We start from the raw sequence: 24,389 nt of genomic DNA, 5'->3' as shown, positions 1-24,389 counted from the left end.
ACCGCGGGAGGCCCTCCCCTGTCAGCAGCTCACAGCGCGAAGTCGCATTCCCTCAACCAACGTGCCCGGTCAGTACACCTAGGACCCACCGCCGCGCCGCTGTGGGCCGAGCCGGCCCACAGCGGGTGAGTCCGACCCCGTGGCTCGGCCGTGGTGAGTCCGCCGCGGTCACTCGTCGGCGGTCATTCGTCGGCGGGGCTCCCCTCCTGCTGGGCCTCGAGCACCTCCGCGTCCGTGTCCTCCGGCGGCTGGCCGCCGGCCTCGCGATCCTCGTCGGGCACGGCTGACGTGGACTGCCCCTGGTCGGGATGCAGCGCGTCCAAGCCGTCTGGGCGGCCCTCCTCGGGGGCCGTCATCGTGGGCTCGGAGTCCTGGTCCTGCTCGGCGTCGTAGTCGGTGTCGTCGCTCATGTCGACCCCGTACCCGGTGACCGGCCGGCCGACGCGTCTATCCGCGCCGGGACGCGGCGGCCGCGGCCACCCACTGCCCGGCGAGCTCTGGGTCGAGCGGCGTGGCGCCCGGCACGGAACCGGCGGCCTCGTCGAAACGCGCCACGAGGTCCTCGACCGACGCGGCACCGACGGCCGCGAGCGAGTCGAAACCGGCTGCACGCAGCACGGTCACGTGCCTGCCGGTGGCGCCCGGCAGCGTCACGAGCTCGGCCTCGCTGACCCAGGTTCGCAAGGTCGCCCGGTCGACGCCGAGGCGGCGCTGCAGCTCGGTCGCGACGCGGGCTCGCGAGCCGACGCTGACGAGGTCGCCGGCGCGGAAGAGCCCCGCGGCGGCGAGCGCCTTGCGGCCCGCCGCGTCGACGGACGGCAGCGTCTCGAGCGGCACCGACGGGCGCAGCAGTGACGCCGCCTCGGCGTTCTCGACGGGGATCGGCACGATGGTCATGGCGAGCCGCCCGACCGACGCGTCCTCCGGGGCCCCCGGCGTCGGGAAGCGGTAGCGCAGGTTGCCGAGCTCGTCGAGGTCGAGGCTCACCCTGGTGTCGAGCTGCACCTCGCGCAGCGCGAAGCGGGTGACGCCGTTGGAGGACTCGGAGAGCTGGCGCTGCAGCTGGTCGGTGGCGTTGGCGATCGCGGTGCCGAGCTCGTCGTAGTGGCGGCCCTCGCCCTGCAGGGACGCGACCTGCGCGCGCAGTGCGTCGTTCTCCCTCTGCAGCCGGGCGACCTCGGCGGCGAGGTCCTCGACGAGCTTGCGGTCGCTGTCGTCCTCGACGGAGTCGACCGGCCGGAAGATGCCGAGGACGCCGTCGTTGCGGATGACGGTGGTGCTCGGGCGCAGGACGGCACCGACGAGCACCGATCCGGACAGCGATCCGGAGGGCGATCCGGACAGCGGGCCGGTGGTCGCGGTGCCGACGTGGGTCGCCGTGCCGGGTCGCAGCGTGCCGTGGTCGGTCATGTCGGTCACGGGGATCGTCCTCCAGGGGTGGGAGCGTTCAGGGGGTGGGGTCGGCCGGGTCGGCCGGGTCGGCCGGGTCGGCCGGGTCGGCCGGGAGAGCGCTGCGCGGCCGGGCGTCCATGACGACCCGCAGCCGCATCTGCGTCGAGGCCTCGTAGCCCAGGAGCGCCGAGTCGACCGGGTTCGCGGTGCGCACGATCAGGCTCGGCCGCCCCGGCACCGTCGCGGAGACCCGCGCCGCCAGCTGCACCTCGAGGGCCGTCGAACCGACGGTGAACCAGAGCGGCGGTGGCACCGGCACGTCCCCGGGAGGGTCGTTGAGCCACGCGTCGGTGCGGGTTTGCGCATCGGCGTCGATCGTCGCCTGCGCGTCGACGACCGCGCCGAGGAGCCCGGCGACGAGGTCGCCGAGCTCCGCGGCCGGGCTGCTGCTGCCCATGGCGGTCGCGGCCGTCAGAAGACGACGGTCGTGTCGTTGGAGACGATGCCGATGCGCGCCGAGACGATCGACTCGACCGGCGAGCGGTCCGCCGCCTCGTCGAGGAAGGTCCGCCGCAGCAGGATCTGCACGGTGCCGTCCGCGTCGGTCTGGTCGACGCCGCCGACGTACTCGAACGGCACGCCGGAGGTCTCGATCGAGATGGTCTTGCCCGCGATCGGCGTGCTGTCACGGCGGAAGTACTCGACCGTCACCTGCATCGTCCGCTGGGCCGGCGTGCCGCCTGCCGCGGGGATGTCGATGATCTCGCCGGCACTGACCGCCAGGCGTGGCCCTTGGACCGCCTGGCGCGGCTTCGGCACCCCGATGTCGTGCCGCGGGGTCAGCTCCGAGTACATGCGGATCCGGCCGCGGGAGACGTCGGAGGTCACCTCGCTCGTGCCCGTCGTCGTCGTGCGGTCGTAGTCGAGGTACGTGCGACCGCCGCCGAGGATGACGAACAGGCCGCCCTGGCTCGACCCGTCGCTGTCGGTCGTGGTCGTCGAGGTGCTCGATGCCCCGGCCGACAGCTCGCTGGCGACGAAGCTGCCCTGCAGGCGCACCTGGCTCCACTGGTAGAGGACCGGGTCGATGAAGGTGATGAGCGGCAGGCGCTGCTCGTGCGACACCGACTCGTCGATGTTGCCGTCGTCGTCGTAGACGGTCTCTTGGACCGCGAGGACGTCGACGGTGGTCTCGGCGAGCGCCGTCGTCGTCGTGACGGCGGTGTCGTTGAGCTTGCGCTGCGTCGTGGCGACGGCCTGGCCGACGCCCGCGACGAGGTCGCCGAAGGACGTCCCGGCGCGCGCGAGCTCGTCGCTGACGTCGGAGTTGGGGATGTCGAGCGGGGCCGTACCGGCCCCGACCGGGATGATGCTCATGGTGTGCTCCTCGTGGTGGGGGCTCCGCGGGTCGCTGCTGCGACCCGTCAGAGCGTGACCTGGCTGCTCTGGCGGACCTGCCCCAGCGAGGCGGTGACTGGGAACTGGCGGGGCGTGACGGTGGCCCCGACGGGGACGACGCGCGAGAGGGTGACCTCGACCTCGCCGTCCGTGTTGGTGGTGCTGCCGCCGAAGCCACCACCCGTCGTGAAGCTGATCCCGAGCCCGGTCGCCTCGACGACGAGGTTCTTGCTCGGGTTGACGGCGCCGGACGACTTGAGGACCTTGATGCGGACCTTGACCGAGCGCGTCCGCACGCCGGCGGCCGTCGTGTCGGTGACCGACCCCTGTGAGAAGTAGAGGCGCGGGCCGATGTCGACGTTGGCCGGCGGGGTGAACCCGTCCGCCTCGCGCGGCGCGAGGAGCGCGTCGACGCGGACCTGCCCCTGCGACCAGTCGACCTCCTGCTCGGAGCTCGACGTGACGGTCGTCGTCCTCGACTCGTCGTGGGTGTCGAACCAGCCGAGGAAGCCCCAGAACATGCCGACGGCGTTCGAGCCGATCGAGACCTGCTCGCGCTTGAACGTCATGGCCTGGGTGTTGTCGATCTCGCCGACCTCGAGGTCCATCGCGAGGCGCACGAACTTCCACTCGTGCACCGTCGGGGTGATGAAGTTGAGCACCGAGACCTCGGAGGTGACGAGCTCGGTGGCATCGAGGTCGGGCAGGCCGTCGTCGTCGAGCGTCTGGATGACGTCGGTGACGACCTTGACCTTCTTGTCCGAGAGCGCCTTGACGCTGTCGACGAGCCCCTTGTCGAGGGCGGTCTGCGACGTGGCGACGCCGAGACCGATCGAGGACAGGACGTTGCCGAACGTCGGGGCGACGCGGCCGAGCTCGTCGGTCACGTCGGCGCCGAGGGCGGCGGGCGTCGTGGCGGCGCCCGCCGGCACGGTGTCGTCGAGCGCGACCCCGCCTGCCGGACGCGTCGCGCGTCGGGTGAGCGCCGTCGACGTGCGCGACGCCGTCGACCCGTTGGCGCCGTCGGCGCCGTCGGCGCCGCCGGTGGTTGCCGATGCGCTCGCCGCCGGGGACGCCGTCGTGGGACGGCGTGCCGAGGTGCGGCGGGCGCGCGGCGCAGTCTTCGTCTCAGCCATGATGTGGCTCCTGCCTTGTGCGTGGCCGGTCTGCCTCGCAGACCGTCACGGGGGCGGACCCGTGCCCCCGTGGGAGTCAGAGTCAGGACGGCGGTGGGGTGATACGTCCGGATGTGCGCCGTAGCCGGCTGCCGCGCGGGGCGCGCACGGCGAGCGCGAACCGCCGGGCCCCGGTCATGACACGGCTGCCGGCGACCTCGATGCGGTGCAGCCCCTCGGCCGCGGCCGGCAGGTCGACGACCTCGACGGTGTGCACGGTGTCCGGTCGGCCGGGCGCACCGTCGGGGTGGTTGCCCCACCACGTCGTGCCGTCGGAGGTGGCGACGACCAGGTCGAGGTCGTCGACGAGGCGCGGGTCGGGCGCGTCGTACCAGGCCAGCGCCACCCGGACCGCACCTCCACCGGGCGGCACCCGCAGCGTCCAGGCGCGTCGGTCACCGGTGTCGAGGGCGTCGGCGTCGGTGTCGACGAGCCAGGCCACGTGCGCGGGTCCCGAGGGCAGCGAGCCGGCGACGTCGAGGCGTCCCCAGCCGCACACCTGCGGGTCCTCGCGCTGCCCGGTCGTCGAGCCACGTCGCAGCACGGGCGCCGCACCCATGAGGAGAATCGCCTTGAGCCCCAGGCCGGTCGGGCGCCGACGCGTCCGCTGCCAGCCCTGGAGCACGAGGGCTGCGCCGCCGCCGAGGACCCCGACGGCGATCGACGTGCCCGACCGGTAGCAGTAGTACGGCTGGGGCGAAGCGATGCCGTTGCCGATGTCCGGCGACACGAGGCTGCGCAGGCCCACGAGGTTCGTCCCGGGGGCGCACAGGTCGGGTTTGCGGCGTCCGTCCGGGGTCGGGCCGGTCGAGGTGAGCAGCGCGATGCGGTCGGGCTCGCCACTGACCGGGTCGACGCGGTCGGCGGGGTTGGGATACCGGCGGGATGCGTTCTCGAAGGCGGCCCACCCCCGACGCTCCCCGACGCCCGCCGTCGGACCCTCCGTCGCGCCGACGGCGAGGACGTTCTTCGCGCAGGCGGGCGAGTAGACGGTCGTCCCGTCGGGCGCTCGGTCGGCGTCGGGGTCGGAGCCGAGGTTGCCGGACGCGTAGAGGATGAGGTGGTCGGGGTGCTCGGCGAGGAAGAGGTCGACCTCGTGCGCGTCGTCGGTGTACGCGCCGGCGACGGCGTCGCCCCACGCGTTGACGTGGACCCGTGCGCCCTGCCCGGCGGCCGTCTCGAAGAGGTCGCGCAGGTCGAGGGGCCGGCCGGCGAGGTAGTAGCCGTCCGGAAAGGCCTTCTCCTGCACGGGTTTTGCATCGACGTACTGCTCGATGGCCTGCACGACGACGCGCGCGCCGGGGGCGACCCCGTGCTTGACCCCCTGGCTCGCCGCACCCGTGCCCACGACGGTCCCGGTGACGAAGGTCCCGTGGCCGCGGTTGGTGTCGGCCGCCCCGTCGTCGGCACCGGGGTGCACCGCGACGGCGTCCCAGCTGGCGTCGATCGGTCGGCTGACGAGGCCTGCCACGCGGCCGCGCAGGTCGGGGTGCAGGTCGTCGAGTCGTCCGGAGTCGAGGCCGGTGTCGACGACGCCGACGACGACGCCGCTGCCGTCGAGACCGTCGTGCCGCGGCAGGGTCGCGCCGACGGCGGTGTCGAGCGGGTCGTCGAGGACGTGCGGCAGGCGCGGCGTCGTCACGAGCTTGACGCCGACGACCGCGGCGAGGTCGGCCCGCGTCGTTCCGGCCGCGAGCTGCACCCGCAGCTTGCTCCGGTCCTGGGCGAGCACCCGGTGCCCGGCGTCCCGGAGCCGTCGCGCGACCGCGTCGCGCTCGGCCCGCTCGAAGACGACGACGTCGACGACGTCCGGGCCGGCCACCGAGGGAGGCACGACCTCGCGGGTGCAGTCGGCGGCCCGGTAGGGGACGGCACCGACGGCTCCCGGCACGGAGTCCTCGAGCGGGCCCGACGCGTCGGGCAGGTCGACGCACGCGCCCGACGGCGGGCACCAGAACCGGACGGTCACACCCGCGCTGGCGAGCGCCGCCCGCAGCCCGGCGTCGACGGGCGTACCGAAGCGGACGACGACCCTCGGGCCCTCGCCGCGGCGCCACTCACCGCCCGGCACCCGCACCGGGGTGCCGTGCACGAACACGACGTCGTCGCTCATCACCGACAGTGGCCCGAGCGCGCCGCGCTGATACGTGCGCACAGCGGCCGCGTCGTCGCGTGCGCCGTGGACACGGGCCGCGCGCCGCCGTTCCGGATGACGACCACCATCGGCCGGTGGACGCGTCGGGCCTGCTCAGCGTCGCGCAGGCGCGAGGGTCGTGGTCGCCATCCGTGACGCCGCAGGAGCCTCGGGCGCCCACGGCGAGCGCCATGACGAGCGCCGTCAGTCGCGCGGGCGGACGAAGCACGTGCGGCAGCGTGCCTCGTAGGAGAACGTGCCGTCGTCCGGAAGGGCCTGCGTGCCGCCCGATCCGCCCGATCCGCCCGCTCCGCCGAGCCGGTCGAGGAACGGCACTCCACCACGCAGCACCTGGGTGTGGGTGGCGCTGAAGTCGGGGCACACGTCGCACACGGCTCGCCGGTACGTCACGGCGTCGGGTCCGAGCTCGAGCAGGGCCCGGACCGGCGCGAAGAGCTCGCCGCGGTGGTCGAGGTCGATGCCGCGACGACGACGCGCGTGCCGCGACGCAGCAGCTGGCCGACGACCTCGATGTCGGCGACGTCGAACATGTGGACCTCGTCGACGGCGACGAGGTCGAGCTCGGCGTCGAGCGCCTCGGCGAGGGCGAGGGTCTTGGTCGTCGTGAGGACGCCGCCGCTGCGCGAGGTGACGCCGGTGTCGCGCACGTGCCGGGCCGACTGGTAGACCCGGTGCCTGACGCGCGTGTACTGCAACGGCGACAGCAGGGAGATGAGCTCGAGGCTCTTGCCCGACTTCATCGGCCCGAGGACGACGTCGAGCGACACCTCGCTCGCGGTGCGGACGGCCTGCCTGACGTCGTCGATCGTGGTCACGGGCCGCAACGCTATCCGTCGGCGCCGACGGTCCTGGCCCGCGGCCGACCCCCGCGCTCGGGACGCAAAGGGTTCGCCCGTCGGAGGCGTCGGCGCCTAGGGTGGCCGGGTGCCGATGCATGCCGACGAGGTCCGGGCCACTCCCGCGCTGGTGCGCCGACTCGTCGAGGACCAGTGCCCGCAGTGGGCCGGGCGGCCGGTGACGCCGCTGCCCGACGACGTGGAGGGCACGGACAACGTGCTCTTCCGGCTCGGCGAGGACCTCGTGGTGCGGATGCCGAAGGTGGCCCACGCGGCTGGGCAGGCCGCGTCGGACGCGCGCTGGCTCCCGGGGCTGGCGCCGCACCTGCCTGCCGAGGTCCCGGTGCCGGCGCACCTCGGTCACCCGGGAGGGGGTTACCCGTGGGCCTGGGCCGTGGTGCCGTGGCTGCGCGGCACGACGCCGCCACGGCTCGGCTCCGACGACGTGCCGCTCGCGCGCGACCTGGCTGCCTTCACCCGCGCCCTGCACGCGGTCGACGCCACCGGCGGCCCCTCCCGGCAACCGGGCTCACGCGGCGCGCCGCTGCGGCACGTCGACGACGCCGTCCGCGGAGCGCTCGGGCGGCTGCAGGACCAGGACGACGGCCTCGACCTCCGGGCCGCCGAACGCGCCTGGGAGACCTGCCTCGCCGCGCCCGACTGGGACGCTGCGCCGGTGTGGATCCACGGTGACCTGCAGCCCGGCAACCTCGTCGTCGACGCGGGCCGCCTCGTCGGCGTCATCGACTGGGGCGGGCTCGGGGTCGGCGACCCCGCCCCGGACGTCGCCGCCGCCCTCTGGACGTTCACCGGCGCCGCCCGCGACGCGTACCGTGAGGCGGTCGCCCCCGACGACGCCACCTGGCTCCGGGCGTGCGGCTGGGCGCTCGCGCCGTCGCTGACCGGCGTCGACTACTACCGGCACACCTTCCCGCGGATGGCCGAGCACGGCCGGCGGATGGTCCGGGCCGTCGTCGCCGAGCTCGCGTCCGCCTGACCGACCACCGGCACCGTCGTCCGGCACCTACGTCCGGGCACCGGGTCGCGCACGAGGTCCGGCAGCGGCCGGCTCGTTCCGGCTCGTTCGGGCGTGGTGCGTGGAGGTGGTGTGGGTGCGCTGTGGAGCCGCCGTGGCTGGGGTGTGCCGCACCCGCCGCCCACGCTGGACAGGTCAGCACCACGCCAGTGAAAGGGTTTGACCGTGAGCGCCACCACCTTCAGCACCACGCCGACGTCGGACCGCCCGTGGGTCCACGAGATGGTCATCGTCCACCGCGCCTTCCGGCGCGAGACGCGCCTGCTGCCGGGGCTCGTGCGCCAGGTCGCCGACGGGGACGTCGAACGGGCCGGGACCGTGGCCGGGGCCGTGCGCCTCGTCCTCGCCGGTCTCGAGATGCACCACACCGGTGAGGACGCGGTGCTGTGGCCCGCGCTGCTGGAGCGGGCCGCGCCCTCCACCGGGCTCGTCGAGACGATGCAGGCGCAGCACCACGGCATCGAGGACCACCTCCAGCGCGTCGAGCACCTGCTGCCCACCTGGGAGGCGGCACCCACCCGGGCCCGCGGCGCGGCGCTGGCCGACGTCCTCGAGCGTTTCGCCGCCGACCTCGCCCAGCACCTGGACCTCGAGGAGCGCGAGATCCTGCCCCTGTGCCTGCGGTACGTCACCGTCGCCGAGTGGGACAGCCTCGGCGAGCACGGGATCGAGAAGATGACGCGGTCCCAGCTGCCGCTGCTCTTCGGGGCGCTGCTGGAGGAGTGCACCCCGGAGGAGCGCCGGGCGATGCTCGCGAAGCTGCCCCTGCCGGTCCGGCTGCTCGTGCGCACGGTCGGCGCGCGGCAGTACCGACGCTTCGTCAGCCGCGTCCGGGGGTGACGTGCGCTTCGCCTTGGGAGGTGATCGCGTCCGCGACCTCTGCCGCGAAACGGCCCACCTCCTCCGGGGTCGCGGTCCGACCCGCCTCCCACGCGGCGGCGAACTCGTCGGGACCCAGCCGCGTCCGGGCGGCGACCAGCCCGGCGTCCACCGTGGCGCGCGAGGGCGGGTAGTGCGGGTCCACCGCCGTCGCGTCACCGAGCGTGGCGGCCGCCCCGAAGAGGAACGCTGCGGCCTCGGGTCGTCCCGACCGCGCGGCCACACCGGCCATCTCCGGGACGGCGTACCCGAGCGTCCAGGCGAGGCGTAGCGGAAAGGACACGGCGAGGGACTCGCCGAGCAGGGCCGCTGCGTCGGCATCCGCACCGGCGTGCTGTCGGGCCGTCGCCAGCGTGTTGAGCGCGGTGGCGAGGCCGAACTCGTTGCCGAGCGCTCTCGCCGCCGAGACCGCCTCCTCGAGCAGTCCGGTCGCAGCCTCGGCGTCGCCCGCGAGCAGGACCGCCTGCCCACGGCCGAGCTGCACGTGCAGCCGGACCCAGCGGCGCAGGTCGCCGTCGCCGCCCTCCTCACCGCCCAGGTCCGCGGCGCGGCCCTCTGCCTGCGCCAGAAGCCGCTCCCCTGGGACCAGGTCCCCGGCGAACAGCGCGCCGAGCCCGCTGAGCAGGGTGGCCTCGACGACGAGGAGGGTCTCGCCGGCCCGGTCGGCCAGGCCGGTCGCGACCTCGCCCAGCCGGCGCAGGCCGACGACGTCACCGACGACGAGCAGCAGGCCCATCCGACCGACGGCGGCCCGCGCGACCGCCGACGGTGTGCCCGCGCCCGCGGCCCGGTCGAGCCACTCGAGTCCCTCGCGCACCCGTCCCCTCATCGCGAAGTACGGCCAGAGCGAGCCGGCGAGGTCGGCCGCATCGGCGACGCGGTCCAGCTCGAGGAGCCGGAGGAACCCTGCCCGGAGGTTGCCGTGGTCGGCATCGAGGCGGTCGAGCACCGGCCCGACGTCGCGGGCCCAGAGCCGGCGGTGCGCGGCGAGGGCCACCTCGCGCGCCTGGACGGCGTGCGCCTCGGCCGCGGCGAGCGCGTGGTCCTCGACGTGCGCCCGTGCGATCGCGTACTGCCGGACGGGCTCGAGGAGACGGAACCGCGGGGTGCCGTCGGGCGAGGGCACCGGCAGGACGAGAGCCTGCTCGACGAGGGCCGCCACGCCGGGCAGCGCGGCGTCACCGGGCAGCGCGGCGTCACCGTGCAGCGCGGCACCGGGCAGCTCCGCACCGGGCAGCGCGGCGTCGCCGGGACGGCCGGTGACGCCCGCCTCCACGGCCTCGAGCCAGTCCAGGGAGAACCCGCCGGTGAAGACGGCGGAGCGCAGGAACAGGGCCCGGTGCCGCGGCTCGAGCAGCTCGACGCTGCCGTCCAGGACCGTCGACATGCTGCGCTGCCGGTCCGGCAGGTCGCGTGGACCGGGCACGCCGACGTCGGCGCTGCCGGACTCGAGCCGGGCGAGGAGGGCGTCGGCGGGCAGCACGCGGGTGGCCGCGGCGGCGAGCTCGATGGCGAGCGGGAGTCCGTCGAGGTGGCGGGCGATCGCGGCGAGCGTCGCAGGCGCCGTGCCGTCCCGCAGCGTGTGCGCGCCCGCGGCGGACGCCCGGTCGAGGAACATCGCGACCGCGGGCGAGTCCGCCACGTCACGCCCGTCCCCGGCCACGGGCAGGGTGAGCGCTGCCAGCGGCACCTCCTGCTCCGCGCGCACCCGCAGGGGCGCGCGGCTCGTGGCCAGGACGGTGAGCCCGGGCGCGAGCGCGACGAGCTCGGCGAGCCCGGGCCCGCACCCGGTCACCTGCTCGACGTTGTCGAGGACGAGCAGGACGCGGCGGTCGGCGAGGTGGGCGGCCACCTGCTCGACGAGCGGGACCGTCCCGGCCGGCTGCTCGACGACGCCGAGCGCCACGGCGACGTGCGGCAGCACCTGCGACGGCTCGCGCACGGCCGCGAGGTCGACGAGCCGGACGCCGCCCGTGAAGAGGTCGGTGACGCGCGTCGCGACCTCCGTCGCCAGCCGCGTCTTGCCGACGCCACCAGGGCCGGTGAGGGTCACCAGCCGCGCACGCTGCCCCGCCAGCAGCCCCTCCAGGCGGACGAGGTCCTCGTCCCGGCCGAAGAGCGGCGCCACGGCGGCCGGAGCGAGCCGACCGGTGGTGGCCGGTGGGACCCACGCGGGCGGGGCGCCGGTCTCCGCCTCCGAGGGCTCACCCCGGGCCGGCACGGCCCGCACGAGCCCGGCGCGCTCGGCGTCGTCGAGCCGCAGCGCGTCCGCGAGGGCACGGACCGTGTGCGGGTGGGGACGTCGTCGCTCCCCGCGCTCGAGCGCCCCGATCGCCTTGGCGCTCACGCCGGACCGTCCGGCGAGCTCCTCCTGGGTCAGCGCGCGGTCCTCGCGCAGCCGCCGCAGCACGGCGCCGAAGTCGCTGTCCGACGACGACCACCTCACGGCAGCGACGGTAGCGCCCGACACGTCCGGCCACGGGAGAACGACGCAAGCCCTCTACTCGCCGGTCACCGGTGAGCCGTGGAAGGCTGCGGGGTGCGACACCACCCCCGTCAGCGTCCCCAGGAGGAGCACTCGATGATCTCGCGCATCGCCATCGTGAACCGTGGAGAGGCCGCCATGCGGCTCATCCACGCGGTGCGTGACCTCAACGCCGCGGCGGGCCCGGACGGTCACCGCATCGAGACGGTCGCGCTGCACACCGAGGGCGAGCGCCGGGCCATGTTCGTCCGCGAGGCCGACCTCGCGTACGACCTCGGCCCGGCGGCGAACCGCCCCTACCTCGACCACACCGTCCTCGAGCGCGCGCTCCGGGCGACCGGCGCCGACGCCGCGTGGGTCGGCTGGGGTTTCGTCGCCGAGGACCCGACGTTCGCCGAGCTGTGCGACCGCATCGGTGTCACCTTCATCGGCCCGAGCGCCGAGGCGATGCGCAAGCTCGGCGACAAGATCGGCAGCAAGCTCATCGCCGAGGAGGTCGGCGTGCCGGTCGCGCCGTGGAGCCGCGGCGGCGTCGACACCCTCGCGGACGCCACGGCCGCGGCGGCCCGCATCGGCTACCCCCTCATGCTCAAGGCGACGGCCGGCGGCGGCGGCCGCGGCATCCGCCGCGTCGACTCCGATGCCGACCTCACCGACGCGTACGAGCGCACCCGCGACGAGGCGCAGCGGGCCTTCGGGTCGGGCGTCGTCTTCCTCGAGAAGCTCGTCACCGGCGCCCGGCACATCGAGGTGCAGGTCATCGCCGACGGGCAGGGCACCGCCTGGGCCATCGGCGTGCGCGACTGCTCGATCCAGCGCCGCAACCAGAAGGTCATCGAGGAGTCGGCCTCCCCCGTCCTGACGCCCGAGCAGGCGCAGGAGGTCAAGGACAGCGCCGAGCGGCTCGCCGTCGCGGTCGGCTACGCCGGTGCCGGCACGGTGGAGTTCCTCTACCACCCGGGCGAGCGCTTCTTCGCCTTCCTCGAGGTCAACACCCGGCTGCAGGTCGAGCACCCGATCACCGAGTCCGTCACCGACACCGACCTCGTCAAGCTGCAGATCCACGTCGCGAACGGTGGGCGCCTCGACGACCTCCCGCAGGGCCGGCCCACCGAGCGTGGCCACGCCGTCGAGGCCCGGCTCAACGCCGAGGACCCCGACCGCGACTTCGCCCCGAGCCCGGGCCGCATCAGCCTGCTGCAGTTCCCGGCCGGTCCCGGCATCCGCGTCGACACCGGTGTCGGAGAAGGCGACTCGATCCCGGCCGACTTCGACTCGATGATCGCCAAGATCATCGCCTACGGCCGCGACCGCGACGAGGCGCTGGCCCGGCTGCGCCGCGCCATGGCCGAGACGACCGTCGTCATCGAGGGCGGCTCGACGAACAAGTCGTTCATCCTCGACCTGCTCGACCAGCCCGAGGTCGTCGACGGGTCGGCCGACACCGGGTGGATCGACCGGGTCCGTGCCGAGGGCCGCCTCGTGTCGCACCGGCACTCCGGCGTCGCGCTGGTCGCCGCCGGCATCGAGGCCTACGAGGACGCCGAGGCCATCGAGCGGGCGCGGCTGTTCGAGTCCGCCCGGGGTGGCCGCCCCCAGGTCCAGCACACCGTCGGCCGCGCCATCGACCTCAAGCTGCGCGGCACCGCGTACAAGGTCACCGTCCTGCGCACCGCCTCGCACCGCTACCGCGTCACCGTCACCGGCGGGGGCGCCGAGCACCTCGTCGACGCCGAGCTCGACCTCATCGACGAGTACGCCGGGCGCATCAGCGTCGAGGGCCGCAGCCACCGCCTCGTCACGGCCACGCACGGTCCCGTGCAGCTCGTCGAGGTCGACGGCGTCACGCACCGCGTCTCGCGGGACGAGGGCGGCGTCGTCCGCTCGCCCGCGCCGGCGCTCGTCGTCGCGACGCCGGTCGAGGTCGGTGCCGAGGTGGCGGCGGGCGCCCCCGTGCTCGTCCTCGAGTCGATGAAGATGGAGACGGTGCTGGCCGCGCCCGTCGCCTCGCGGGTCCGCGCGATCCTCGCGAGCGTCGGCAGCCAGGTCGAGACCGGTGCGCCCCTCGTCCGCCTCGAGCCCCTCGAGGACGCCGACGAGGCCGCGGACGCCGCACCGGCCGCCGAGGAGAGCGTCGACCTCGACCTGCCCGAGCCGACCAACGGCACCGCTGGCGCGGACCGGCGGGCGGCGCGGGCCCTGGCCGACCTGTCGGCAACCGTCCTCGGCTTCGACGGCGGCACCGACAGCGGCGAGGGCGGCACGCTCGCCGCCTACCTCGCCGCGCGGGACGAGCTCGCGGCCGAGGGGCGCGTGCCGCTCGCCCAGGAGATCGCGATCCTCGACCTCATCAGCGACTTCGCCGAGCTGAGCCGCAACCGGCCGGCGCTCGAGGAGCGCCACACCGAGCTGCTCGTGCACAGCCCCAAGGAGTTCTTCCACTCCTACCTGCAGAGCCTCGACCCGGACCGAGCCGGCCTGCCGACCGACTTCCGCGACAAGCTCGCCCGCGTCCTGCGCCACTACGGCCTCACCGACGTCGAGCGCACGCCCGAGCTGGAGGAGGCGGTGTTCCGCATCTTCCTGTCGCAGCAGCGCTCGGCCCCCGAGGTGGCGTTCGCGACGTCGGTGCTCCAGCGCTGGCTCGGCGAACCGGCCCCGGCGGCGCCGCTCGACGCCGCGGCCCGCGACGCCCTCGACCGGCTCGTCGTCGCGACCCAGCTGCGCTTCCCGGTCGTCGGCGACCTGGCCCGCAGCGTCCGGTTCCGCTGGTTCGACCAACCGCTCGTCGACGCCGAGCGCGCGAGCGTCCTGGCCGGCGTCCGTGACAAGGTGGCCGCGCTCGCGGCCGACCCCGACGCCCCCGACCGCTCCCTGCGCGTCGACGAGCTCGCGGTGATCCCGGAGCAGATCGTCCGGTTCCTCGCCGAGCGGCTGCACGCGTCGGTCGACACCGAGGCCGGCCTGCAGCAGCACGAGCCGATGCTCGAGGTGCTCATCAAGCGGCACTACCGCGAGCACGAGCTGCACGCCCTTCGCACCTTCACCGAGGCCGGCCGCCCGTTCGCCACGGCCGACTACACCCTCGACGGCCGCCCGACGCACCTGACCTCGAGCATCGGTGCCGTCGACGAGCTCACCCCCGGCAGCGCCCTCGACACCGCGGTGTCGGCCGACGTCTGGGCCCGCCCCGAGGGCAGCCAGTCCGTCGTCGACCTCTACCTGCGGTGGCCCGACGAGCCGGAGTCGCCGGACGAGGCGAGCGACCGCCTCGCGGCGCTGCTCCAGGAGCTGCCGTTCGCGCGCGACACACGGCGCGTGGCCGTGTGCGTCAGCGGCGGCACCGACCGGCACGTCGACTACTTCACCTTCCGGCCCGTCGAGGGGCGCCTCGTCGAGGACCGCCTCGTCCGCGGGGTGCACCCGATGGTCGGCCGCCGCCTCAACCTGTGGCGGCTCAGCGCGTTCGACGTGACGCGCCTCGAGGCCCCCGAGGACGTCCTGCTCTACGAGTGCGTCGCCAAGGACAACCCCGAGGACCGACGCCTCGTCGCGCTCGCCCAGGTCCGCCAGGTCGTCGTCGTGCGCGACGAGCACGGCCAGGTGTCCGGCCTGCCGCACGTCGAGCGTGCCATCGCCCAGTGCCTCGAGGCCGTCCGCCGGGTCCGGGCCGCCCGTGGTCCCGGCGGCTCGCGCCTCGACATGAACCACGTGTGGGTGCAGATCTGGCCGACCATCGAGGCCGACCTCGGCCAGCTGACCGCGCTTCGCGGGAAGATCGCGCCGCTCACCGCCGGCGCCGGCATCGAGGAGGTCCTCGTCCAGGCGAACGTCACCACCGCCGCGGACCAGAAGCCGGTCCCCATCGCCGGTCGCTTCTTCTACCAGCCGGGCTCGGGCGTCGAGGCGGCCGTCGGCGCCCCGCCCACCGAGCCGCTCGCTCCGCTCGACGACTACGCGTCGAAGGTCGTCCGGGCGCGCCGCCGGGGCCTCGTCTACCCGTACGAGCTGCAGTCGATGATCGCCGGCCAGGGCGGCACCGTCGTCGAGCACGACCTCGACGACACCGGTGTCCTCGTGCCCGTCGACCGTCCCGTCGGGCTGAACAAGGCGGGCATCATCGTCGCCGTCGTCACGACGCCGACGCAGCGGCACCCGCAGGGTGTGACGCGCGTCGTGCTGTCGGGCGACCCGCTGCGCTCGCTCGGCTCCGTCGCCGAGGCCGAGTGCGCGCGGGTCATCGCCGCCATCGACCTCGCCGAGGCGATGAAGGTGCCGCTCGAGTGGTACTCGCTGTCGGCCGGCGCCCGCATCTCGATGGACTCGGGGACCGAGAACATGGACTGGGTGGCCCGCGCCCTCAAGCGGATCATCGAGTTCACGCAGGCGGGCGGCGAGATCAACATCGTCGTCGCCGGCATCAACGTCGGCGCCCAGCCGTACTGGAACGCCGAGGCGACGATGCTCATGCACACCAAGGGCATCCTCGTCATGACGCCCGACAGCGCCATGGTCCTGACCGGCAAGCAGTCGCTCGACTTCTCCGGTGGCGTCAGCGCCGAGGACAACTTCGGCATCGGCGGCTACGACCGCGTCATGGGCCCCAACGGCCAGGCCCAGTACTGGGCCAAGGACCTCGTCGAGGCCCGCGAGATCCTCATGGCGCACTACGAGCACGCCTACGTCGCCCCCGGCGAGGCCGGCCCGCGCCGCGTGCCGACGAGCGACCCCGCCCACCGCGACGTCACGCTCTTCCCGCACACGTTGCCCGAGTCGGGGTTCACGACGGTCGGCGACATCTTCTCGGCCGTCACCAACCCCGACCGCAAGAAGCCGTTCGACATCCGCACCCTGATGCGGGCCGTCAGCGACCAGGACCACGAGCCGCTCGAGCGCTGGGCCGGCATGGCCGACGCCGGGACCGCCGTCGTCCAGGACGCGCACCTCGGCGGCTTCCCGGTCACCCTCATCGGCATCGAGTCCAAGCCGGTTCCGCGCCGCGGGTTCCCACCCACCGACGGCCCGGACACGTACACGGCCGGCACGCTGTTCCCACGGTCGAGCAAGAAGGTGGCCCGTGCGATCAACGCCGCGAGCGGCAACCGCCCCGTCGTCGTGCTCGCGAACCTGTCCGGCTTCGACGGCTCGCCGGAGTCGATGCGTGAGCTCCAGCTCGAGTACGGCGCCGAGATCGGCCGGGCCATCGTCAACTTCGAGGGCCCGATCGTCTTCACGGTCGTCTCGCGGTACCACGGCGGCGCGTTCGTCGTCTTCTCCAAGACGCTGAACCCGCGCATGACGGTGCTGGCGGTCGAGGGGTCGTTCGCGTCGGTGCTCGGGGGCGCGCCCGCGGCCGCCGTCGTCTTCTCGCGTGACGTCGACGCCCGCACCGCCGCCGACCCGCGCGTCGCGCAGCTGGCGGAGCAGGTCGCCGGGGCGTCAGGCGTCGAGCGGGCCCGCCTGGCCACCGAGCTCGCCGAGGTGCGCAGCTCGGTGCGGGCCGAGAAGCTCGGCCAGGTGGCCGCGGAGTTCGACGCCGTGCACAGCATCCAGCGCGCCGTCACCGTGGGGTCGGTCGACGCCGTCATCGCGCCGCACGACCTGCGCCCGCGCATCATCGCCGCGGTCGAGGCCGGGTTGGCCGGCACACCCTGACGGGCCGGGGGACGGCGTCGGCCCGGCGTCAGCCGGCGACCGCCCGGGCCGCTCCGGCGCTGGAGGCCACCCACAGCAGCAGGCCGACGGCGTTGACGCACGGGTGGTGGGTGACGGCGGCGGCGACCTCGCGCAGGAAGGCGCTCGGCAGGAAGGACCACGGGGTGCGGGCCGGGCTGACGTCGGCGTCGATGCCGAGGCGACGGGTCAGCAGCGCCGCGCGGCCGGCGTGGTAGCTCGACGTCACGACGCGCAGCCGCCCGGTGACGCCACGCTCCTCGAGCAGGCGCAGCGACCGGACGAGGTTCTCCTCGGTGGTCGTCGCCCGGTCCTCGGTGACGATGCGCGCCGGGTCGACGCCGCGGTCGAGGAGGTAGGCCGTCATCGCCGCACCCTCGGACACCGGCTCGTCCTCACCCTGGCCGCCCGAGGGCACGAGCAGGGGGCAGCGTCCGTGGGCCTCCTCCGCGCGGAGCAGCGCGAGCGCGGCATCGAGCCGGTGGGCGAGCAGCCGCGGGACCTGGCCGCCCACGAGCCCCGACCCGAGCACGACGATCGCGACGGGCGCGGGACGCGGCGCGCGACGCAGGTAGGCGACGCAGTACAGCAGGTAGCTGACGATCACGAGGGCCGGGTAGCCGGGCAGGAGCAGCACGACGAGGCAGACCGCCGGCAGGGCGGTCGACCCGGCGCCGGCGCGGGTGCCCGAGCCCGCGCCGAACCAGACGAGAGCCACGCCGAGGGCCGTGACCCCCGTCATCGCGACGCCGACGACGAAGGACAGGAGCGTGCCGAGGGTGCGGCCCTCGGGGCCCACCAGGCGCGCGCCGTTGACGACGAGCACGGTGCCGACGACGAGTGACACCGCCCACGGCAGGGTGAGCGCGACGACGCCGTCACCGAGCGGGCCGTCGAGTGCGTCGAGCGGCTGGAGGAGCGCCACGGCGGCAAGCCAGCCCGCGGCGGTGAGCGCAACACCGATGCGCCACCGCCGGGGGTCGCGGCGCCGCCACCACCCGGCGATCCCGAGGAACGCGATCGTGAGGGCGAGCGCGACAGCGGGACCGACGAGGTGGGTCACGAGGTGGGTCACGCGGCCGGACCCCGGGCGACCCCGTCACCGCACCGACGCCCCGGTCCGCTCATGCGCCCCACCCTAGGGTGCGCACCCACAACGGCCGTGTCGCCGTCAGGAGCCGGGCTCGTCGGTGTTCTCCAGGTGCGCCGCGAGGGCGCCGAGCGCGGCCGGCTCGCAACCCGCGGCCCACGCCGCGTAGGCCGACTCGCGCGCGGCGGTGTGCGCGTCGGGCTTGAGCGCGGCGATGACCGAGGCGACCGCCTTGGCCTCTGCGCACTCGTCGTGCAGCCGCAACGTCTCGGGGTCGGGGTAGCCGGCGTCGGGGTCCAGGCCCCCGTCGCACGCGGCGTCGAGGCGGCGCTCGAGCTCCCACAGGCTGACGAGCTCGTCGATGCCGGGCCCCGCGGCGATGCCGTCGCGCGCGATGTCGAGGGCGGTCCGGTCATGGACGCCGGCGACCCCGCACGCGAGCCGCGCCGCGGCGAAGGCGAACCGACGGGCACCGCCGCTGCTCGCGCGACCGATGCGCGCCGCGAGCGCGGGCGCGACCGATTCGAGGCGATGCGTCGGCACGACGTCTCCCGGGGTGGACGGCGGGTCTGCGGACGCTCCCGTACGTACCCGGTCGCGGCTACCCGTCGTCATCGTCGCGGGTCCCGGCGCCGGCGAGGCGCTGGGCCCGGCCCGAGCCCGGTCAGGACTGCGTGCGCAGGTAGCGGCCGAAGTGCGGGACGGTGAAGGCGATGAGGCCGCGCTCACCGGAGTAGATGAGGCCCTTCTTGATGAGCGAGTCACGGGCCGGTGACAGCGACTGCGGCTTCCGGCCGAGCACCTCGGCGACGGCCGACGTCGGTACGGCCTCACGTTCCTCTGCGTGGGAGTCCTCCTGCGGCGCAGCGGGTTCGGCGATGGCGGCGTCGGCCATGGCCCGCAGGTACTCCCGCTCGGCGGGGGTCGCGCGCTCGAAGCGGGAGCCGAAGAACCCGACCGCGAGCTCGCTCTCGGCCTCGGGTACCGCGACCCGGATGTCCTGGGCGGTGACCGGCGAGGTGGGGGCGACGTCCCACACGACCTTGCCGTAGGCCTGGATGAAGTACGGGTAGCCGGCGGTCACGGCGTACATCTCGTCGAGCGCCTCCGGCGTGAACGCGCAGCCCTCCTCGGCCGCCGGCCCGACGAGGGCGTGGTCGGCGGCCTCACGCGGCAACCGGTCGATGCGCGAGTAGCGGAACAGCCTCTCGGAGTAGGACTTCGAGGCGGACAGCACCGCGGGCAGGTGGGGCAGGCCGGCGCCGACGACGATGACCGGCAGCCCCGACTGGGAGATCTCGTGGCAGGCCGCGCACAGTGCCGAGACGTCGTCGGGGTCGAGGTCCTGCATCTCGTCGATGAAGAACGCGATGCCCTTGCCGACGTCGGCCGCGAGCCCCCCGATGTCGGTGAACAGCTCGACGAGGTCGATCTCGATGTCGCCGCTGTCGGCCCGGCCGGACACGGTCGGCACGTCGATGCCCGGCTGCCACCGGTCGCGCAGCCGGGCACCCGGTGGGTTGTCGCGCAGGGCGAAGGCCTTGATCGTGCCGAGCACCTGGTCCACGACCTCGGCGCGGGGGTGGCCCAGCTCACGGACGGCCTGGTGAGCGGCCGCGGCGAGCGGGCGGCGCAGCCGCTGGTCGGGCCGCGCCTCGAACTTGCCGGTGCCCCAGTCGGCCCGCACGGCAGAGGACCGCAGGGCGTTGAGCAGGACGGTCTTGCCGACGCCGCGCAGGCCGGTGAGCACGATCGAGCGCTCGGAGCGTCCGCGCGCGATGCGCTCGAGGACGACGTCGAAGGTGCGCAGCTGCTCGTCGCGGCCCGCGAGCTCGGGCGGACGCTGGCCCGCGCCCGGGGCGTACGGGTTGGTGATCGGGTCCACGCTCGGAGGCTATACGTCTGTCTACGCTTCACCGGAGACATCCGCATACGGGGCGAGAGCGTGTCGGCGGTTGCGCCGGAGCCTGGCCGGGTCCGTGGGGGGTCACTCTTCGGTGGAAGCGAATTCCACTGAAAACAGGACAAAAAGGCGCCGTTCCGCACGGTCAGGGGTGGTCATGCGGAACGGCGCGCCTGTGACTATAACGGCTCTGGGGGCCGAGTGGGTCATCGAACCCGCACGATCTCGAATTTCTCGTCGGGGTCGGCGATGGCGTCCTGCTCGGCGACGAGCAGCATCTCGTCGGAGCCGCTGGCGTGGGTCCGCTCGAGCACCGCGTACATCGTGGCGGCGGTGCGCCGCAGCGCCGCCTCGGGCCCGTCCGTGAGGTGGTGGGCGAGGAAGACCGCCGCGGTGACGTCACCACCTCCGCGGACCGTCATCGGCAGCATCGGCGTCGTCACGAGCCAGGCGCCGTCGGCGGTGACGCACGCCATCTGGATCGAGCCCTCCGGGGTGTCGGAGGTCAGGGCGCTCGTCACCAGCACGACGGCGGGTCCCGACGCGCGCAGGTGGTCGGCGGCCGCGAGGAGGTCGTCCTGGCTCTCGACGCTCCGGCCCGAGAGGAACTCGAGCTCGAACTGGTTCGGCGTCACGATGTCGGCCCGCGGGACGACGTGGTCGCGCATGTACTCGGGGATGCCCTCGCGGACGAAGAACCCGCGCCCGACGTCGCCCATGACCGGGTCGCAGCAGTAGACCGCGTCGGGGTTGGCGGCCTTGACACGGGCCACCGCGTCGAGCACGACCTCGCCGACGGACTCGGCACCCTGGTAGCCGGAGAGCACCGCGTCGATCGAGGGGAAGGCGCCCCGCTCCTCGACACCGGTGATCACCTCGGCGACGTCGGCCGGCGGGATGAGCGGGCCGCGGGTCGCGCCGTAGCCGGTGTGGTTCGAGAACGTCACGGTGAGCACCGGGTAGACGTCGTGGCCGAGGCGCTGGAGCGGGAAGACCGCCGCCGAGTTGCCGGCATGGCCGTACGCGACGTGAGACTGGATCGACAGGATCTTCACCGCGCTCACGATAGTGCCGGCCCGTGGTGGCCCGGTCCTGCCTCGGCCGAGGCTCGGTCGTGGCTCGGTCCTGGCTCGGTCGTGGCTCGGCCGAGGCTTGGTCGTGGCTCGGTCGTGTCGTGTCACGATGGAGGGCATGAGCATCCCGACGACGACCGTCTCCCAGCTTCCCGACGACGCCGTCATGGTCGACGTGCGCGAGCCCGACGAGTGGGCCGCCGGCCACGCCCCCAACGCCGTCCACATCCCGCTCGGTGAGCTGCCCGCCCGCCTCGGTGAGCTGCCCGACACCGACGAGACCGTCGGCATCGTGTGCCGCATGGGCGGCCGCTCGGCCCGGGCCGTCCAGTGGCTCGTCATGCAGGGCTACGACGTCGCCAACGTCGAGGGCGGCATGCTCGAGTGGGAGCGTGCGGGCAAGAAGGTCGTCGCCGACGGCGACCCCCGCATCATCTAGCCCCAGGGCGGGGGCGACTGAGCTGGCTCAGGACACCGGCACCGTCAGCGGGTCGGTGCACACGAGAGCGGCACCCGACGGGGCGGCCACCGGGGCCTGGAGGACGCCGCGCACCGTCGGTGAGGGCCGCAGCTGCGGCCCCGCCGGGCCGACCTGCACGCAGAAGGAGAAGGCACCTGCGGCCGGCGGCAGCGGGTCCTGCGGCGCGGTGAAGGCGGCACCCGGGACCGCGAGGGCGAGCGGCGTCGGCACGAAGGCGCGGCCGGTGAGCGTCCCTCCGGCGGGCAGCGCGCGGGCCCCCATCGTCGGCGCCGCGGCGAAGCGCACGTTCGGCGCCGTGGCGAACCCCTGCTTGCTGACGCGCACCGTGCCCTCGTGCGCGTAGACCCACGCGTGCTCGCGGTCGACGTCGGCCGGCAGGACCGCCGAGCCGAGCGAGTCCGGCACGATGTCGTAGGCGGCGAGTGGCCTCGACCCGGTGTTGGTCAACGTGTACTCCACGACGACGCCGGGCTCGGCCTTGACACCGCTCGCGTGCGCCGGTGCGCCGGGTGCCGCGCTCGCGACGAGCCGTACCCCTCCGGCGCTGCCCGTGGCCCGACCCGATGCACCCGCGCCGGTGCCGTCGGTCGGCGCCGGCAGGGTGGAGCCGACGACCGTCGTACCGTCGGAGGACCCCGAACCTGGCGACGCGACGGAGCCGCACGCCGCCGTGGCGAGGACGGTCAGCAGGGCGGCCGGCAGCAGGGCGGTGGAGGGGGCGCGAAGGATCGGCTTCATGACGGTGCAGACAACCACGGCGACCGAACCGTTGCACTCCGGACGAACCGGGTCACTTGAGCAGCTTGGACATCCGCCGGTCGGCGAGCGGCTTGCCACCGGTCTGGCACGTGGCGCAGTACTGCAACGACGTGTCGGCGAACGAGACCTCCCGCACGACGTCGCCGCACTCGGGACACGTCTGCCCGGTGCGGGCGTGCACGCGCATGCCGGCGCGCTTGGCGTCCTTGAGCTCCTTGGCCGGCTTGCCCGACGCCGTGGCGACGGCCGAGGCGAGCGTCTCGCGCAGCGCACGGTAGAGCCGGTCGACGACGTCGGGCGCGAGCGACCCGGCGATGGCGAAGGGGCTGACCTTCGCGACGTGCAGCACCTCGTCGGAGTAGGCGTTGCCGACCCCGGCGATGACCTCCTGGTCGCGCAGCAGACCCTTGATCTGGGTGCGGCGACCCTCGAGGATCTCGCCGAACCGCTCGCGGGTGAAGTCCTCGGCGAGGGGGTCCGGGCCGAGGCGGGCGATGCCCGGCACCTCGTTCGGGTCGCGGACGATGTAGGCCGCGAGCGACTTCTTCGTGCCCGCCTCGGTCAGGTCGAAGCCCGAGCCGTCCGACAGCCGCACCCGCAGGGCGATGGGCGACTTGCCCGGCCGCAGGACCGTCGCCGGCAGCTGGTCGGACCAGCGCAGCCAGCCGGCGCGCGCGAGGTGGAAGACGAGGTGGGTGCCGTCGGCGTCGATGTCGAGGAACTTGCCGTGCCGGTGGACGCCGTCGACGGGCACGCCCTCGAGCGCCTGCGGCGGCGGGTCGAACGTCTTGAGGACGCTGAACGAGGCGAGCTCGACCGTGGCGACGGCAAGACCGGCCGTCCGCTCGACGAGGAAGTCGACGAGTGCCTGCACCTCGGGCAGCTCCGGCATGGCGTCAGTCTGTCACCCGGTGGCGACGTCGCGGCCCGGACGCGACGGCTGCTGGTCGGCCGCGACCGGCTCGCCGACCCGTCCGTGGTCCTCGAGGAGGCGCAGCAGCTCGTGCCCGTCCGGCGCCGAGAACGTCTGGACCGTGCGCGCGGCCCACGGCCGCAGCGGCGGGTCGAGCTTGATGGGGTTGGACAGGACCTGCTCGGCCGGCGTCAGCTGCCGGATGCAGATGGCGTCGACCCGGTCCGGGCGTGCCTCCGCGAACTCGGAGTAGAGCGCGGGGTCGTGCTGGCCGTCGTCGCCGACGAGCAGCCACGTGATGTCCGGGAAGTCGCGGGCCAGGCGGTGCAGGCAGGTGCGCTTGTGGTCCTGCCCGCTGCGGAACCAGCCGGTGTTCGTCGGACCCCAGTCGGTGAGCAGCAGCGGCCCGAGCGGGAACCCGTTGTCGACGAGGAACCGGGTCAGGGTCGGCGTCGTGTTCCACGCGCCCGTCGACACGTAGACGATGGGTGCACCCGGGTGGGCGGCGAGCACGCGCCGGTAGAAGGGCGCCATGCCGCTGACGGCGCGGCGCGTCTTGCCTCGGCGCACGAAGGTGTTCCACGCCGCGATCATCGGGCGGGGCAGCATCGTCGTGATGACGGTGTCGTCGATGTCGCTGACGATGCCGAACCGCACGTCGTCGCCGACGATGAACACGTCCGCCGGCACCGGGTCGGCCCCGCGCGCCTGGACGACCACCTGCTGCCACCCCGGCGCCAGGCCGTGGTCGTGGGCGACGAGGTCGACGTACCCGCCGCGGTCGGTGCGGCCGTAGACCTCACGGTCGCCGATCGTCACCGTGACGGGGACACCGCTCGCGTGGGCCGTGACGAAGACGCGCCAGCCGCGGTCGTAGCGCGCGGGAGCGAGCGCGCCGGTGGCGTCCTGACGGCTCGGCGGGCCGGCCTTGCCCCTGCGCTGCAGGATGACTCGGGCGAAGACGCGGACGAAGTCGGTGGACCCGTAGCCGATGTGCGTGACGACCTTGTTGCCCCATCCACGTCCGCGCAGGACGCGCTCGACCTGGCGGTCGACCGCGTCCTCGACGACGGCGGCCGCGTGCGGTCGGGACATGACCCGACCCTACCGGCAGTGGTCATCCCGTGGACGACGGCGAGCG

20 protein-coding genes are annotated in these 24,389 nt (G+C 74.4%); 4 read left to right on the top strand and 16 right to left on the bottom strand.

The features are described from left to right. Positions 1-182: 182 nt before the first annotated feature. From ACR9ZK_RS03435 to ACR9ZK_RS03400, 8 genes are all read right to left on the bottom strand, one after another. Entirely contained in the window at positions 183-410 is a 228-nt protein-coding gene (locus tag ACR9ZK_RS03435) for a hypothetical protein (protein WP_481340305.1), read from the bottom strand. Between the two features lie 37 nt (positions 411-447). Beyond that, the gene (locus ACR9ZK_RS03430; protein ID WP_481340311.1) at positions 448-1,410 is read right to left on the bottom strand and encodes a DUF4332 domain-containing protein; all 963 of its coding nucleotides are present in this window, start codon (positions 1,408-1,410) and stop codon (positions 448-450) included. Between the two features lie 37 nt (positions 1,411-1,447). Continuing rightward, the gene (locus ACR9ZK_RS03425; RefSeq protein WP_481340303.1) at positions 1,448-1,849 is read right to left on the bottom strand and encodes a hypothetical protein; all 402 of its coding nucleotides are present in this window, start codon (positions 1,847-1,849) and stop codon (positions 1,448-1,450) included. A 14-nt stretch (positions 1,850-1,863) separates the two neighbouring features. Continuing rightward, positions 1,864-2,769, bottom strand: coding sequence for a hypothetical protein (locus ACR9ZK_RS03420; RefSeq protein WP_481340301.1), 906 nt, complete (start codon positions 2,767-2,769; stop codon positions 1,864-1,866). A 47-nt stretch (positions 2,770-2,816) separates the two neighbouring features. Then, positions 2,817-3,926 carry a hypothetical protein gene (locus ACR9ZK_RS03415; protein WP_481340299.1) on the bottom strand — a complete coding sequence of 370 codons (1,110 nt, stop codon included), beginning with the start codon at positions 3,924-3,926 and terminating at the stop codon, positions 2,817-2,819. A gap of 82 nt (positions 3,927-4,008) precedes the next feature. Beyond that, complete coding sequence (locus tag ACR9ZK_RS03410; protein ID WP_481340297.1) at positions 4,009-6,078, bottom strand: S8 family serine peptidase; 2,070 nt, start codon at positions 6,076-6,078, stop codon at positions 4,009-4,011. Between the two features lie 225 nt (positions 6,079-6,303). Next, on the bottom strand, positions 6,304-6,510 hold the full coding sequence (locus tag ACR9ZK_RS03405) for a hypothetical protein (RefSeq protein ID WP_481340295.1): 207 nt from the start codon (positions 6,508-6,510) through the stop codon (positions 6,304-6,306). After that, on the bottom strand, positions 6,507-6,935 hold the full coding sequence (locus tag ACR9ZK_RS03400) for a thymidine kinase (RefSeq protein WP_481340293.1): 429 nt from the start codon (positions 6,933-6,935) through the stop codon (positions 6,507-6,509). Before ACR9ZK_RS03400 ends, ACR9ZK_RS03405 begins: the two co-directional genes overlap by 4 nt. Before the next feature lie 115 nt (positions 6,936-7,050). On the opposite strand from ACR9ZK_RS03400, the gene ACR9ZK_RS03395 reads away from it, so the two are divergent. Then, on the top strand, positions 7,051-7,953 hold the full coding sequence (locus tag ACR9ZK_RS03395) for an aminoglycoside phosphotransferase family protein (protein ID WP_481340309.1): 903 nt from the start codon (positions 7,051-7,053) through the stop codon (positions 7,951-7,953). A gap of 204 nt (positions 7,954-8,157) precedes the next feature. After that, a complete protein-coding gene (locus tag ACR9ZK_RS03390; RefSeq protein WP_481340291.1) occupies positions 8,158-8,832 on the top strand; it encodes a hemerythrin domain-containing protein in 675 nt (224 codons plus the stop codon). Here the strand turns inward: ACR9ZK_RS03390 and ACR9ZK_RS03385 are convergent. Continuing rightward, positions 8,813-11,317 (bottom strand): ATP-binding protein, encoded by a 2,505-nt coding sequence (locus tag ACR9ZK_RS03385; protein ID WP_481340290.1) that lies wholly within the window; start codon positions 11,315-11,317, stop codon positions 8,813-8,815. The two genes, ACR9ZK_RS03390 and ACR9ZK_RS03385, sit on opposite strands and share 20 nt — an antisense overlap. Before the next feature lie 135 nt (positions 11,318-11,452). On the opposite strand from ACR9ZK_RS03385, the gene ACR9ZK_RS03380 reads away from it, so the two are divergent. Further along, entirely contained in the window at positions 11,453-17,011 is a 5,559-nt protein-coding gene (locus ACR9ZK_RS03380; protein ID WP_481340307.1) for an ATP-binding protein, read from the top strand. Positions 17,012-17,039: 28 nt separating this feature from the next. On the opposite strand, the gene ACR9ZK_RS03375 is transcribed toward ACR9ZK_RS03380, so the two are convergent. The 4 genes from ACR9ZK_RS03375 to pdxY form a co-directional block, all read right to left on the bottom strand. Then, positions 17,040-18,104, bottom strand: coding sequence for a YdcF family protein (locus ACR9ZK_RS03375; protein ID WP_481340288.1), 1,065 nt, complete (start codon positions 18,102-18,104; stop codon positions 17,040-17,042). A 96-nt stretch (positions 18,105-18,200) separates the two neighbouring features. After that, positions 18,201-18,662, bottom strand: a complete 462-nt coding sequence (locus ACR9ZK_RS03370) for a hypothetical protein (RefSeq protein ID WP_481340286.1) — start codon at positions 18,660-18,662, stop codon at positions 18,201-18,203. A gap of 121 nt (positions 18,663-18,783) precedes the next feature. Next, positions 18,784-20,004 carry an ATP-binding protein gene (locus ACR9ZK_RS03365; protein WP_481340284.1) on the bottom strand — a complete coding sequence of 407 codons (1,221 nt, stop codon included), beginning with the start codon at positions 20,002-20,004 and terminating at the stop codon, positions 18,784-18,786. A 224-nt stretch (positions 20,005-20,228) separates the two neighbouring features. Beyond that, positions 20,229-21,077 carry a pyridoxal kinase PdxY gene (gene pdxY / locus ACR9ZK_RS03360; protein ID WP_481340282.1) on the bottom strand — a complete coding sequence of 283 codons (849 nt, stop codon included), beginning with the start codon at positions 21,075-21,077 and terminating at the stop codon, positions 20,229-20,231. A 127-nt stretch (positions 21,078-21,204) separates the two neighbouring features. On the opposite strand from pdxY, the gene ACR9ZK_RS03355 reads away from it, so the two are divergent. Next, on the top strand, positions 21,205-21,534 hold the full coding sequence (locus tag ACR9ZK_RS03355) for a rhodanese-like domain-containing protein (RefSeq protein WP_481340280.1): 330 nt from the start codon (positions 21,205-21,207) through the stop codon (positions 21,532-21,534). A gap of 27 nt (positions 21,535-21,561) precedes the next feature. Here ACR9ZK_RS03355 and ACR9ZK_RS03350 read toward each other — a convergent pair whose 3' ends face one another. From ACR9ZK_RS03350 to ACR9ZK_RS03340, 3 genes are read right to left on the bottom strand one after another with little or no spacing between them, the layout of a single operon-like run. Further along, entirely contained in the window at positions 21,562-22,314 is a 753-nt protein-coding gene (locus tag ACR9ZK_RS03350) for a hypothetical protein (protein WP_481340278.1), read from the bottom strand. A gap of 52 nt (positions 22,315-22,366) precedes the next feature. Next, positions 22,367-23,227, bottom strand: coding sequence for an Fpg/Nei family DNA glycosylase (locus ACR9ZK_RS03345; RefSeq protein ID WP_481340276.1), 861 nt, complete (start codon positions 23,225-23,227; stop codon positions 22,367-22,369). Positions 23,228-23,239: 12 nt separating this feature from the next. Next, positions 23,240-24,343 carry an App1 family protein gene (locus ACR9ZK_RS03340; protein ID WP_481340274.1) on the bottom strand — a complete coding sequence of 368 codons (1,104 nt, stop codon included), beginning with the start codon at positions 24,341-24,343 and terminating at the stop codon, positions 23,240-23,242. Positions 24,344-24,389 lie beyond the last annotated feature (46 nt).

This window comes from Monashia sp. HAY1-5C (genome assembly GCF_056755255.1).
Note: the sequence above shows the minus strand (reverse complement) of the source record. Positions and strands in the feature narration are given on the sequence as shown.

Coding starts and splice junctions, on each gene's coding strand:
- ACR9ZK_RS03430 (WP_481340311.1), bottom strand. CDS start 1,410: ATGACCGACCACGGCACGCTGCGACCCGGCACGGCGACCCACGTCGGC.
- ACR9ZK_RS03420 (WP_481340301.1), bottom strand. CDS start 2,769: ATGAGCATCATCCCGGTCGGGGCCGGTACGGCCCCGCTCGACATCCCC.
- ACR9ZK_RS03425 (WP_481340303.1), bottom strand. CDS start 1,849: ATGGGCAGCAGCAGCCCGGCCGCGGAGCTCGGCGACCTCGTCGCCGGG.
- ACR9ZK_RS03380 (WP_481340307.1), top strand. CDS start 11,453: ATGATCTCGCGCATCGCCATCGTGAACCGTGGAGAGGCCGCCATGCGG.
- ACR9ZK_RS03340 (WP_481340274.1), bottom strand. CDS start 24,343: ATGTCCCGACCGCACGCGGCCGCCGTCGTCGAGGACGCGGTCGACCGC.
- ACR9ZK_RS03350 (WP_481340278.1), bottom strand. CDS start 22,314: ATGAAGCCGATCCTTCGCGCCCCCTCCACCGCCCTGCTGCCGGCCGCC.
- ACR9ZK_RS03395 (WP_481340309.1), top strand. CDS start 7,051: ATGCATGCCGACGAGGTCCGGGCCACTCCCGCGCTGGTGCGCCGACTC.
- ACR9ZK_RS03345 (WP_481340276.1), bottom strand. CDS start 23,227: ATGCCGGAGCTGCCCGAGGTGCAGGCACTCGTCGACTTCCTCGTCGAG.
- ACR9ZK_RS03355 (WP_481340280.1), top strand. CDS start 21,205: ATGGAGGGCATGAGCATCCCGACGACGACCGTCTCCCAGCTTCCCGAC.
- ACR9ZK_RS03415 (WP_481340299.1), bottom strand. CDS start 3,926: ATGGCTGAGACGAAGACTGCGCCGCGCGCCCGCCGCACCTCGGCACGC.
- ACR9ZK_RS03435 (WP_481340305.1), bottom strand. CDS start 410: ATGAGCGACGACACCGACTACGACGCCGAGCAGGACCAGGACTCCGAG.
- ACR9ZK_RS03410 (WP_481340297.1), bottom strand. CDS start 6,078: ATGAGCGACGACGTCGTGTTCGTGCACGGCACCCCGGTGCGGGTGCCG.